Genomic DNA, 12,572 nt, shown 5'->3' with positions numbered 1-12,572 from the left:
TTTAATAAAAAAGCCCGCATTTGCGGGCTTTTTTATTGATACCGGTTATTCGGCGTTTACCACATCAGATCATCCGGGATCTGGTAGGCTGCGTACGGATCATCTTCTTCCATCGCGGCGGCGGTGCTTTCGGCGATGTAAATAAAGTGGTTGTCCTTACGCTGGCGGATTTTTTCGGCAATCTGCAGCGCGATGATTTCGTACTTTTTCTCGCCTGGCAGATCGAGGGCGATGATCGCCAGCTGACCACGGCTCAAGCGGTCCCAGATGGCCTGATCCACGTACAGCTGTTTGATCTTTTTGCCATCGACGAACTGGTACTTAATATCACCGCGTTCGCTTTTAATGGCGTTGGTCATCACCAGCTGACGCACCTGAGCGTCGATGGCTTTTTTCTGTGCTTCCTGTTCCTTTTTCAGGTTCAGCTCGCGGTCGCGCTGGGCTTTTTCTTTCATCGACGCTTCGGCTTTGGCCTTGGCGGTGTCGAGATCGTTGTCCTGACCTGTGCGTTGCAGATGGTCCTGACGCTTCATTTCTTTGGCGGCTTTATTGGCCTTTTTCTTGTCGACCAGACCGGCCGCCATCAGTTGTTCCTGCAGAGACTTTGCCATGCGTGTATCTCCTGATCGCGCTCAGTGCTGAACCGGTGGCCAGACGCCGGCGGGAATTAACGCCGACAGCTGGTCGATGGTGGCATCGCGCTCAGCGACGCTCTGAGCAACCACAGTCACGTGGCCCAGTTTGCGCGCCGGACGGGCTTCTTTGCCGTAGGAGTGACGGAACGCATTACTGATGCCTTCGGCTTTTTCCGCCGGGGTTTCGTCGCTGATCACGTTGAGCATGGCCACTGCCGGGTATTTCGGCGTGGTGGCGCCCAGTGCACGGCCGGAAATGGCCAGCATGTGGTTGCGGAACTGGCTGGCTTCGGTGCCTTCAATCGACCAGTGGCCGGAGTTGTGCACGCGCGGTGCCACTTCGTTGCCCACCAGACCATCGGCGGTTTCAAACAGCTCGAGGGTAATGGTGCCCACGTAATCCAGACTGTCGGCCAGCTGGCGGATATAACGCTCGGCCAGTGCGGCTTTAGCGGCACTTAAACCGGCGGCCGGGAACAGGGAATAACGCAGGATGCCTTCGTGGTGAATGTTCTCGGTCATCGGGAACACCAGAATGTTGCCGTTCACGTCGCGGCTGGCAATGACCGAGGTTTCACGCTCGAATTTTACAAAGGCTTCGGCGATCAGCTCGCGGTTGCCGATGGCGGCCCAGGCCGGTTCGGCGTCGTCCGGACTGCGCAGCACGTACTGACCTTTACCGTCGTAACCTTCGGTGGTGGTTTTCAGCACGATCGGCAGGCCCAGAGTGACAACGGCGGATTTAACATCGTCCAGAGAGTTCACGGCGCAGAAATCGGCGGTGGCGATACCAGCGGCGCGCAGGGCGTTCTTTTCCAGCAGACGGTTCTGGAAGGTTTTCAGGGCTTTCAGGCTTGGGTAAACCTTTTCAGCCACAGGTTCCAGACGCGCGACGATATGGGCCGGAATGTTTTCGGTTTCGTAGGAGACGCGGTCAACGGAGGCCAGAAAGGCATCCAGTGCGTCGTCGCTGTGGGCGCGCAGGTCGTACAGGGAAATTTCCAGTTCAGGAATGTCCTGCACGCTGTCCATCAGCATCTGGCCCAGCTGGCCGTTACCTAAAATACCAATTTTCATGCGGTCGTTACTCTCGGAAATCAGGGTTACAGGGCCGTGCGTGGATCAGGCTCGGCCAGTACGGATTCGGTCTGGCTGGCGCGGAAGGCGTCGATTTTAGCCAGCAGTTCATCGTTGCTGGTGGCCAGAATCTGAGCCGCCAGCAGGCCGGCGTTCTTGGCACCGGCATCACCAATGGCCAGCGTGCCAACGGCTACGCCACCTGGCATCTGGACGATGGACAGCAGGGAATCGAGGCCGCTTAAAGCGCGCGATTTTACCGGTACACCCAGTACCGGCAGTGAGGTTTGCGAGGCACACATGCCGGGCAGGTGAGCGGCACCGCCAGCTCCGGCGATGATGACTTTAATGCCGCGCGACTGCGCCGTTTTGGCGTAGTCGAACAGCAGGTCCGGAGTACGGTGAGCAGACACCACTTTCACTTCGTACGCCACGCCCAGCTTATCCAGCATGTCGGCAGCGTGTTGCATGGTGGGCCAATCGCTCTTGGAGCCCATGATGATTCCAACCGGTACGGTCATCGCTCGTCCTCTGTCTGTGATCGGCCGGCTCTGCCTTGACGGAGCAGGGCCGGATGAGAAAGCGGCGCATTCTAGCATAAGGGGCCAGTCAGTCAGAAACCCGCCGGGCGCTTTCTCTGAAATCGTGCATCAGGTCATTGATTAGTACTTTAGTGCTTATTACCCACTTCCGGTTTGTGGGTATTTCGTGTACAAGTGACTAAATTGTAAACAACAGGTAAGGCCGGCAGGCGTGGCTGTGCTTTGGGAGGCACCAATTTATGTCGGGGATGTACAGCCGTGTGCGTCAGTTGATGACGGGGCTGAATCTGGCGGATGAGCGGGGGTTGTATCAGATCGTGTTTGATACGGCCGCCGCCGGTATTGTGACCACGGGCGGCGATGGCCGCATCGAATCCTGTAATCCGGCGTTCTGCAGCATGTTCGGCTACAGCGCTGAAGAATTACAGGGCAAAAATATCAGCGTGATGATGACTGGTGAACACGCCGGCAAGCACGATGCCTACATCCGCCGTTACCTGAAAGGCCACGACGCCAGCGTGATGGGCAAGGGCCGTGAAGTGCTGGCCCGCCGCCGCAGTGGCGAAACGTTTCTGTTGCATTTAACGGTCAGTGAAATGCGCATCAGCACGGGCTCTGGCCGCGGTTTTATGGCCATCGTGCATGATTTGTCACAACGGGTCACAGGCCCGGCTCAGCAGCTCGACCGGGCCTGGCTCGGACATGTACTCGATCAGACCCCGGCGGGGCTGACGGTAAAAGACGTTAACGGCCGTTATCTGCTGCTGAACGAACAGGCTGAACGCATGCTTGGCGTGCGCAGCGGGCAGGCCGTCGGCAAAACCGACCCGGATCTCTTTCCGCCTTTGTGGGCCGTGATGCAGCAGCGCACCGACGAAGACTGCGTGAATGCCGCCTCACGCATGTCGGTTATTCCGTTCCTGACCTCACCTCACACCCAGGACGCGCCCCGGTTTCTGTGCGCCAAAAGCCTTCTGCGTGACAGCGGCAATCACCCGATGGGCATCGTTACCCTGATGCTGGATGTGTCGGCCTTACCGGCGATGTCGAAAGTGGCCGATGCCAATACATTATTGCTCGACGCCATGCCGGACCCGGTGGCGTTAATGACCGCCGATGGTGAATTTCTGCAGGTGAACGAAGCCTACGCCGCGCGCTTTGGCATGAGCCGCCGCTCCCTGATCGGCTGTCATGTGCAGCAGCTGGAAACCGAAGCCGTAGCGGCCCATTTTCCTGAACGTCTGGTTGCACCCATGGACATTGCCACGGAGTTCGATGAGGGCGGTGTGCGCTTCCGCCTGCAACCCTGGACAGACGGCGCGCGCACGCTGTTTCTGCTGACCTTAAGCCGCCAGACCAATAACGCCCATGTTGGCGGACGTTATCCGGTGGATGACGACGATGGCTTTGGTGATACTGCAGGCGATGGTCTGGGCGATCAGACGGGTATTGGCCACGACGGCGGCATCCGCGCGCTGGAACACAAAGTGGGTTTATTAAGCAGCCTGAGCCACGAGCTGCGCACGCCGCTGAACGCCGTGCTTGGCTTCAGTCAGCTGCTTAAAGAAGAACTGCACGACCCGGAGCAACAGGAAGCCGTGGGTCTGATTGAGCAGGCGGGGCAGCATCTGACGGCGCTGGTCGATCAGATTCTGGAGCTGGTGAAAGTGCAGAACCGGCAACTGCCGCTGCACCCGGAAGCCGTCAGCCTGCTGGCCGTGGTGCGCGAAGCCATCGAGCTGGTCCGCCCGGATATGCAGCAACGGCAGATTACGCTGGAAACCCGCAATCATATGAAAGAGCCGTGGGTGATGGCCGATCGTCTGCGGGTGAAACAGATTCTGCTGAACCTGTTATCGAATGCGGTGAAGTACAACCGCACCGAAGGCCATATTCAGATCGATATTCAACAAGACGAGCGGCTGGCGGATTCGACCTCCATGGCGCAAGGCCATGGCCGCATCCGCGTCAGTGTCAGCGATACCGGATTTGGTATTGCAAAAGCGCGTCTGGCGCAGGTGTTTGAGCCTTTTAACCGTCTGGGCGCGGAGCAGTCGGACGTGCAGGGCACGGGCCTCGGCCTCGCGATTTGCCATGGTCTGGCGCAGCGCATGAGCGGTGAGCTGGCGGTCAGCAGTGTGGAAGGCGAGGGCTCGTCGTTTACCCTGACACTGCCTGCTACAAGCCCCTTGTATTCGCTGAAACCGATGCAGCGGCAAGCGGCTGAGGCCAGCAGCGGAAAGGGCCCATGCAAGGTGCTGTACATCGAAGATAACCCGGCCAGTGCCCGGGTCGTGGAACTGGCTCTGCGCCATAAGACGGCGGTCAGTGTGACCGTAGCGCCGACCGGCGGCGAGGGGCTGTCATGCGCGCGCTCCGATGTCCCCGATGTGATCCTGCTGGATATGCGTCTGCCGGATATTCACGGTCTGGATGTGCTGCAGCAGTTGCGCAATATGCCGGAATTAAAGCACGCGAAAATCTACGGGGTGAGTGCTGAAGCGCTGCCGGCGGAAATAGAGCAGGCCAATGCCAGCGGGCTGGACGGGTATATGACCAAGCCGCTTGATCTGGCGGCGGTGCAGGCCTGGGTGGACGCGGGCGCAGCGGCGGTTTAAGCCACTGCGCCGGTGAGGTGCGGAATGCACCGCAAACGCATCAGAAGCTGATGCGTCCGGCGGCGATGTCCGCTTCTGTGGCGGCGGTGAGCGTCTGGAACGCGGTTTCACGCGGCAGCAGCACCAGTACCGGGTCACTGACCTGAGCCAGGTGATAGGCCTCGTTTTTCAGTTCCACTTTGCGGTATTTAAAGGTTCCGGTGACTTCTTCCTGTTCACGCAGACGCACGAACAGGGGAATGGCATAGGCCGGTAACTTTTCCTTCAGATGACGGGCAATCGCCGCCCAGTCCGGGTTGGCACCGGCTTTCAGCGTCAGTGCCGCCATACCGGCGCGGCCATCGGTGTGGGGTACTTCCACGCCGTACACCACCGCATGCTCGATATCCGGGTATTCCATCAGAATGCTTTCCACTTCCGTGGTCGCGACGTTTTCGCCTTTCCAGCGGAAGGTGTCGCCCAGACGGTCAGCAAACGCGACGTGCTTGTAACCCTGATTCAGCACCAGATCGCCGGTGTTGAACCAGCAGTCCCCATTTTTAAAGACATGGCGGAACAGCTTTTTACCCGAGGCTTCTTCGTCGGTGTAACCCTCAAACGGTTGCTTGTCGTTCACCTCGGTAATCAGCAGGCCGGTTCCGCCTTTTTTCACCGGCACCATAAAGCCGTTTTTATCGCGCAGCGGTTCATCATTTTCGATGTCGTAGGCCACGATGTTGTACGACAGCGGGCAGACACCGGCGGTTAAATCCAGATTAAAAGCATTGGTGAACACCAAGTTGCATTCGCTGGCGCCGTAAAATTCGTTGATGTGGTGGATATTGAAACGCTGTTTGAATTCCATCCAGATATCCGGGCGCAGGCCGTTGCCAATGATCACCCGTATCTGATGCTGACGGTCGCTGTCGGCGGGGGCGGTATTGAGCAGATAACGGCACAGTTCGCCGATGTAGCAAAAAGCGGTGGCGCCATGGAAACGCACTTCGTCCCAGAAGCGCGACACGCTGAATTTACGTGAAATGGCAATGCAGGCACCGGCACCCAGAACGGCGGCCAGCGATACGGTGAGGGCGTTGTTGTGGTATAGCGGCAGGCTGACGTACAGCACATCCGATTTGCGCAGTTTCATCGACGCAAGCCCCATACCAGCCATGGATTTAAACCAGCGGTAATGGCTCATTACCGAGGCTTTCGGAAGGCCCGTCGTGCCCGAGGTAAAAATGTAATAGCAGGGCTGATGCATTTTGACGTCGCGCGTGGTGGTTGGATTGCGCACCGACATTTTTGCCGTGACCTGTGACAGGTCCTGATAATGCGCCGGGCATTCGCGGCTGCCGGTATCGGGCACATAGTAAAGCTGCGCTTTTAATGACACCGGCAGGGCGTGCTCGACGGTGGCGACCTGATCGAGCATTTCTTCGCCGATCAGCAGCACGCGCGGTTTCACCAGATTAATGCTGTGCTCCAGCACTTCACCGCGCTGAGAGGTGTTGATCATGCTGGCGATGGCGCCAAGTTTAACGGTGGCCAGTACGGCAATCAGGGTTTCCGGGCGGTTTTCCAGCATCACGCCAACAGTGTCACCGGTGCGGATTCCCTGACTCATCAGAAAATGCGACAGCTTATTGGCCAGCTCGTTGAGCTCGCGGTAGGTCAGCGTCTGCTGCTGATAACGGATGGCAATATGATGCGGTTGCAGCACCGCGTGCTGTTCGAGCAGCAGGCCGATGGATTTTTTCTTTTCCGGCTTGGTGGTGACCAACGCGGCGACGCCTTTCAGGGTCACGCCGATGTCCGGCAGGGTGGTGACCAGATTGCGCAGAATATTCAGCAGGGAGACCGGCCGCGGTTGCAGAGGCTTAATCGGTTGTGCTTTCACGGGCATGGGGGCCGTGGAAGTCGCAGAGCGGTTCATAGTGATTAACCTGTGATGAGATCTTTATTGTTATTTGCCCGGTTCCGGTCAGAAGCTGCCGGCACTCAGAGTCAGGTTGAAACAGAGAATGGCACAAAGGCGCTGGGGAATACAGCCTGCTTCCGGACGGGCTGTGTTCCTCGTGCGCCTTCTTTGCGTGCGTTGTTCGTCTGTTATTCGCCTTCGTTTTCCAATCGTTTTCGTATTGTGCGGTTGCGCCCCGGCTCAGCGAGGGGCGCTTGCGTATCCCTGTTGGTTAACGCAATTCCGCCGATGATTTGCCCAGAATCCGGCGCGCAATAATCAGCTGCTGGATTTGCTGGGTACCTTCAAAAATGTCGAGGATTTTTGAGTCCCGCGCCCATTTTTCCAGTAATTCGTCTTCGCTGTAGCCCAGCGCGCCGAGCATTTCCACGCAGCCTAAGGTAATGGCGTTGGCGGTACGGCCGGCCTTGGCTTTGGCCATCGACGCTTCTTTCGAATTCGGCATGCCGTTGTCGGCCATCCACGCTGCTTTTAAGGTCAGAAGGCGCGCGGCTTCCCAGTCGGCTTCCATGCGGTACAGGCGCGCTTCAATGTCGCTGACGCGTTTCAGACTGTCCGGATAGCGAAAGCGCAGACCTTCTTTTTCCAGAATCTCGTGGGTGCGGTCGAGGGCCGCTTTGGCCACACCAATGGCCATCGACGCCACCACAGGACGGGTGTTGTCGAAAGTCTGCATCACACCGGCAAAGCCCTGTTCGACGTTAATCTCTGGCGAACCCAGCAGATTGGCTGCAGGCACCCGACAGTCGGTGAAAGTAATGGCGGCGGTGTCTGAAGCTTTAATGCCCAGCTTTTTCTCCAGACGCAGCAGTTCCATGCCAGGGGTGCCTTTTTCGACAACAAAGGATTTGATCGCCGCGCGTCCCAGTGAGCGGTCGAGGCTGGCCCAGACCACCACGGCGTCGGCCCGCTCACCGCAGGTAACGAAGATTTTTTCGCCATTCAGAATGTAATGGTCGCCGTCTTTCACCGCCGTGGTACGGATGGCCGCAGAATCAGAGCCGCAATCCGGTTCGGTGATGGCCATGGCGGCCCATTTTTTACCGAAGCGGGCAAATTGTTCGGCATTGGCGACAGCGGCAATGGCGGCGTTGCCCAGCCCTTGGCGCGGCAGCGTCAGCGACAGACCGACGTCACCCCAGCACAGCTCGGCCAGACCCAGTACGGCGGACATGTTGGTGCTGTTGACCACGCCGTCGCCGCTTTTCTGCACGGCTTTCAGTTTACCGGCGCCGGCGCCTTCGCCCATGGTGCCGTCGTTCATGCCGTCCATGATGGCGGCCAGCATGTCGAGTTCGATCGGGTAGGCGTGTTCTTCGCGGTCGTATTTACGGGAAATCGGACGGAATACATTTTCCGCCACCTGACGCGCCTGATTCACCAGCGCGCGGAATTTTTTCGGGGTTTCCAGATTCAGCATAAACGGCTCCTTACAGGTGCAGACCGCCGCTGATGCAGCTCAGTACGCGCAGGTCGCGGTACCAGCGCTCAGCCGGATGTTCTTTGGTAAAACCGTGTCCGCCCAGCAGCTGCACGGCGTCGGTGCCGATTTTCATCGCTTTTTCGGCGCACAGCAGATGGGCCAGCATGGCTTCGCGGTGGAACGACATGCCCTGTTCTGCGCGGGCCGCGGCACGCCACAGCATCAGCCGCATGCCTTCGATTTCGGTGGCCATGTCGGCCAGCATAAAGGCCACCGACTGACGGTGACTGATGGGCTCGCCGAAGGCGATGCGCTCGTTGCAATACGGAATCAGATAATCGAGCGCGGCCTGACACGTACCGACGGCCAGCGCACACCAGTGCAGCTGACCAAGATCGATAAAGGCCTGATAGTCGAAGTCGCCTTTTTCATCGCCGAGCAGGGCATCGGCCGGCAGCTGCACAGCGTCGAGCTGCAGGGTGCCGGTGGCAGCGGCTTTCAGGCCCATGGCCTGACTGGCCGTAAAGCTCACGCCTTTGGCATCGGCAGGCACCAGAAACAGGCGCGGTTTGCCGTCGTACAGCGCGGCAACCAGATACAGGCTGGCGTTACCGGCAAGCGGCACCAGCGTCTTTTCGCCTTTCAGCACAAAGCCCTGACGGCTGGATTTGGCCGTGGTCGCCAGATCGCGCGGGCGGAACAGGGCGCCGCTTTCCTGCACGGCGATGGCGGCCAGAACCGGCGTTTCGCTCAGCCACAGCGGCAGCCATTTTTCCTGCTGCGCGCGCGTACCCCAGCGCACAATGGCATTCGCTACGGCCACCGGTGCCTGAGCGCTGAGTGCCAGCGAAAAGTCGCCCCAGGCCAGATCTTCGGCGATCAGGGCTGAGGTTGTCGGGCTGTAACTTTGTGCGGCACCGCCCAGACTTTCCGGCACGGCAAACAGATTCAGGCCCAGCTCCATGGTCTGCTGCAGATAACCGTCAGGCAGGTTTTTGAGCTCGTCGGCATCATGGGCCAGCGGGCGCACAACGTCGCGGGCAAAGGCCTGCACGCTGTCGCGGATCATCAGCTGTTCTTCGGTAAGGGTCAGGTCGAACAGGTTTTTTTCGCGGCTGTTCGGCAGACGTTCGCCCGGACTGCTGTCGGTGGGGCGCTCTTTGCGCTTAATAAAAGAGCCGGCTAAGCGGAAGCCGGCGCGGGTGCCCAGATAGGCGAGTTTTTCAACCGGCTTACGTAAGCCCGTTTTCTGTGCGAGTTCACTGCCGGCAAAGCGGCTGGCAAGTCCGAGGCCTATGCCCTGAATGTCTTTGGCCATACTGCGACACCCTGTGTGGTTTGGTCAGCGTCGCACACTGCCATGACCCTTGGTGTCACACATTGGCAGCTCTGACCGCCGTTCCGGTCATCAGGGTCAGTCGCAGGCCTTGCTCATGGCGCGAATGCACTGATTCAGGCTGTGCGTGCAGGCATTCAGTACCGCGCGGCCGATCAGTTCGCCCAGTAAGGTGTGCTTGCCGCAGAATTCATGTGGGGCAGGTCCGGCGGGCGGAGCCACAGGACACAGTACTGCGTGGCTGTCGGTACCGGTGCCGCTGGCCGGCCGTTCGCTCACCGGGCTCAGCAGCGCCAGATCGCGCACCGCCGTGACCTTGGCTTCGGTCAGCAGAATCAGCGCTTCGGCCATGGCGGCGTCGGCTAATGCCTGATTCACGTGCAGGATGATATTGATGGTGCCCGGTTGCTGGCGGCAGTCGGCCTCGTCGCCGGCGCGGCGCAGATTACTGAGGCCGCTGGTGACCCAGCAGCTGACCTGAAGATCGCTGCGGCTGAGCTGGCATTCGCCCAGCGATTGCATGCTGGCAGCGGTCATCATGCCGGTGCAGGGCAGGGGCAGGGCCAAGGCTTCGGCTTCGGCACTCAGGGTGACCTGAGCCGGTGGCCAGGGCGGCGGTGCGTACTGATCGACTTTCAGGTTGAGCACGCTGCGGGTCAGGCCAAGGCCGCCGTTAAGCACAGCAGAACTCAGTACGCGGCACGGCTCAGCGCAAGAAAGGGCAAAATAATCAGTGTGATAGAGCGGCTGAATTTGGGACATTGGCCCTGACTCGTTATCATGGGGACAGTTTTAGAATCAGAAACAGGATCTTGCATGCTGATCTTACTGTCGCCGGCAAAAACGCTGGATTTTGACACGCCACCGGTTACCAAAAAAGCCACACAGCCCGCTTTTCTCGAACGCTCCGCCGAGCTTGTGGATGTACTGAAGGCATACTCGCCGGATGATATTGGCAAATTAATGAAACTGAGCCCGGCCCTGTCGGAGCTGAATGTGCAGCGTTACCACGACTGGCGTCTGCCATTTTCACCAGACAATGCCAAAGCAGCGGTGCTGGCCTTCCGCGGTGATGTGTACACCGGCCTTGAAGCAGACCTGCTGAGCGAAGATCAGCTGCTGTTTGCTCAGGAGCATGTGCGGATTCTGAGTGGTCTGTACGGTGTTCTGCGTCCGCTGGACCTGATTCAGCCGTATCGTCTGGAAATGGGCACCAAACTGGCCAACCCGCGTGGTAAAGACCTGTACGCCTACTGGGGCGATACCATCACCGACGCCTTAAATGCCGATTTGCAGCATGAAACACAGAACGTCATCATCAATCTGGCATCCAATGAATACTTCAGCGCAGTAAAACCGAAAAAACTGCATGCCCGTCTGGTGACTCCGGTCTTCAAAGACGAGAAAAACGGGCAATATAAAATCATCAGTTTTTACGCGAAAAAGGCCCGCGGCCTGATGACGCGCTGGATTATCGAGCAGGGGCTGACCGACGAGTCGCGCCTGTATGAATTTAATGTGGCCGGATACCGCTACTGCACAGAAGAGTCGCATGGCGATACGCTGGTCTTTAAACGGGCAGAGAAGGATATTCCCGATGCTTAATTCCCTGAAAAAAAGTGTACGTCTGGCGGCCGTAACTGCTGGTCTGGTGGTGCTGGGTTCTGGTCTGACCGGTTGCGTACTGGCGCCACAGACCATCGCCCTGAACGACAACGTGGCGCTGACCCCGGCGACCCCGATGGTCGCGCGTGACGCGCTGGTGCGGGTGGTCGACGAGCGTGAACAGGCGCCGGATGTGATCGGTCATCGAGGTGGTCGTTTGCCGGAAAACTCGCCACTGTTGTCAGAGCGTCCCATCAGCGATGCGCTGAGCGACCGTCTGCAGAACTCGCTGAAAACGCTGGGCTTTGGTTCATCAAGCCCGGTGGATCCGTTAAAAGTTCAGCTGGCGATTCAGCAGTTCAGTTTTGAATGCAACGAAGGCGTGATCGTTAATGAATGTTCGGTGCGTATGGCCTTTGCCCTGACCATTCTTGATGGTGCGAAAACCTTTACCAAGCCATTCAAAACCTTCGAAACCCGCTCGCTGGCGGCCTCGCCGGTTGCTGAATACAACCAGACCTGGGTAAACGAGGTGCTGGATAAAGTCTGGACGCATATGTTCAGCGACGCCGAAGTGCTGAATGCCCTGCAGGTCAGTCAGTAATTCAGACGGCATAAAACGCCCGGAGCCTGCTCCGGGTTTTTTATGCGCGCCATCCGGGTCCGTTGCGGGCCTGTTTATTTATTCCTGCTGAGCAGGGTCAGGAGGCGATATGGTGCGTCTGATGCTGGGCGCTTTTGCGCTCTTTTTTATCGCCGTGAGCTGGCAGGTGGCCGACCGCACCGTGTGGTACGCCGAAGTGACACCGCTTGTGGTGATTTACCTGGGTTTACTGAGCACGCTTCGCTGGTTTGAATTTTCGCCCGTGGCCTATGCCTGTATGTTACTGCCTCTGGCCTGGCACACGGTGGGCGCGCATTTCACCTTTTCGCTGGTGCCCATGCAGTGGTTAATGGAACCGCTTGGGCTTACCCGCAACCCCTACGACCGCATCGGTCATTTTATGGTCGGATTTTTCGCCTGGCCTGTGATGGAATTTCTGCTCAGACGTTCGCTGGCCGGACCTGTACTGGCCGCGTTATTTGCTGTGTTTGCCATAGGCAGTGTGGCCGCTGGCTATGAAATCATTGAGTGGCTGTACGCCGACATCGAAGGCGGAAATGCCGGGGTCAGTTTCCTCGGTGCGCAGGGCGATGTCTGGGACGCGCAGAAAGACATGCTGGCCGACATCAGCGGTGCGCTGCTGACGGCACTGCTGGCGTATCCGGTGTTGAAGCGGCGCTGCCAGACAGCGTGAGAAAAATACGGGTTGAAAATACGCGTTGATAAGAGACCCTGAATCAGGCTCATAAAAAGCAGCTGAGTCAGCCCCATA

Annotated in this window: 11 protein-coding genes; 4 read left to right on the top strand and 7 right to left on the bottom strand. The window is 58.5% G+C overall.

Annotated features, from left to right (window positions below; all coding sequences use genetic code 11):
* Positions 1-56: 56 nt before the first annotated feature.
* The 3 genes from ACQUQU_RS07995 to purE are packed head-to-tail and all read right to left on the bottom strand — an operon-like array spanning position 57 to position 2,233.
* Positions 57-611: a DUF2058 domain-containing protein gene (locus ACQUQU_RS07995; protein WP_430462717.1), complete on the bottom strand. Its 555-nt coding sequence runs from the start codon at positions 609-611 to the stop codon at positions 57-59.
* A gap of 21 nt (positions 612-632) precedes the next feature.
* On the bottom strand, positions 633-1,712 hold the full coding sequence (locus ACQUQU_RS07990) for a 5-(carboxyamino)imidazole ribonucleotide synthase (protein WP_430462716.1): 1,080 nt from the start codon (positions 1,710-1,712) through the stop codon (positions 633-635).
* Between the two features lie 26 nt (positions 1,713-1,738).
* Entirely contained in the window at positions 1,739-2,233 is a 495-nt protein-coding gene (purE, locus tag ACQUQU_RS07985) for a 5-(carboxyamino)imidazole ribonucleotide mutase (RefSeq protein WP_430462715.1), read from the bottom strand.
* 260 nt (positions 2,234-2,493) lie between these two features.
* Here purE and ACQUQU_RS07980 point away from each other — a divergent pair, with 260 nt between their 5' ends.
* A complete protein-coding gene (locus tag ACQUQU_RS07980) occupies positions 2,494-4,872 on the top strand; it encodes a PAS domain S-box protein (RefSeq protein WP_430462714.1) in 2,379 nt (792 codons plus the stop codon).
* A 40-nt stretch (positions 4,873-4,912) separates the two neighbouring features.
* On the opposite strand, the gene ACQUQU_RS07975 is transcribed toward ACQUQU_RS07980, so the two are convergent.
* The 4 genes from ACQUQU_RS07975 to ACQUQU_RS07960 form a co-directional block, all read right to left on the bottom strand.
* Positions 4,913-6,787, bottom strand: coding sequence for a long-chain-acyl-CoA synthetase (locus ACQUQU_RS07975; RefSeq protein ID WP_430462713.1), 1,875 nt, complete (start codon positions 6,785-6,787; stop codon positions 4,913-4,915).
* Between the two features lie 256 nt (positions 6,788-7,043).
* Positions 7,044-8,249, bottom strand: coding sequence for an acyl-CoA dehydrogenase family protein (locus tag ACQUQU_RS07970; protein ID WP_430463025.1), 1,206 nt, complete (start codon positions 8,247-8,249; stop codon positions 7,044-7,046).
* A gap of 13 nt (positions 8,250-8,262) precedes the next feature.
* Positions 8,263-9,573: an acyl-CoA dehydrogenase family protein gene (locus ACQUQU_RS07965; protein WP_430462712.1), complete on the bottom strand. Its 1,311-nt coding sequence runs from the start codon at positions 9,571-9,573 to the stop codon at positions 8,263-8,265.
* A gap of 96 nt (positions 9,574-9,669) precedes the next feature.
* Entirely contained in the window at positions 9,670-10,272 is a 603-nt protein-coding gene (locus tag ACQUQU_RS07960) for an adenosylcobinamide amidohydrolase (protein WP_430462711.1), read from the bottom strand.
* 135 nt (positions 10,273-10,407) lie between these two features.
* On the opposite strand from ACQUQU_RS07960, the gene yaaA reads away from it, so the two are divergent.
* From yaaA to ACQUQU_RS07945, 3 genes are all read left to right on the top strand, one after another.
* Positions 10,408-11,196, top strand: coding sequence for a peroxide stress protein YaaA (yaaA, locus tag ACQUQU_RS07955; RefSeq protein WP_430462710.1), 789 nt, complete (start codon positions 10,408-10,410; stop codon positions 11,194-11,196).
* Entirely contained in the window at positions 11,189-11,800 is a 612-nt protein-coding gene (locus ACQUQU_RS07950) for a YajG family lipoprotein (protein WP_430462709.1), read from the top strand. Before yaaA ends, ACQUQU_RS07950 begins: the two co-directional genes overlap by 8 nt.
* Before the next feature lie 109 nt (positions 11,801-11,909).
* On the top strand, positions 11,910-12,494 hold the full coding sequence (locus ACQUQU_RS07945) for a DUF2238 domain-containing protein (protein ID WP_430462708.1): 585 nt from the start codon (positions 11,910-11,912) through the stop codon (positions 12,492-12,494).
* Positions 12,495-12,572 lie beyond the last annotated feature (78 nt).

The organism is Thalassolituus sp. LLYu03 (assembly GCF_050507655.1).
In the GTDB taxonomy this organism is placed as follows: Bacteria; Pseudomonadota; Gammaproteobacteria; order Pseudomonadales; family Oceanobacteraceae; genus Venatoribacter.
The sequence above is the reverse complement of the archived record's forward strand: the minus strand, read 5'-3'. Positions and strand labels throughout refer to the sequence as shown.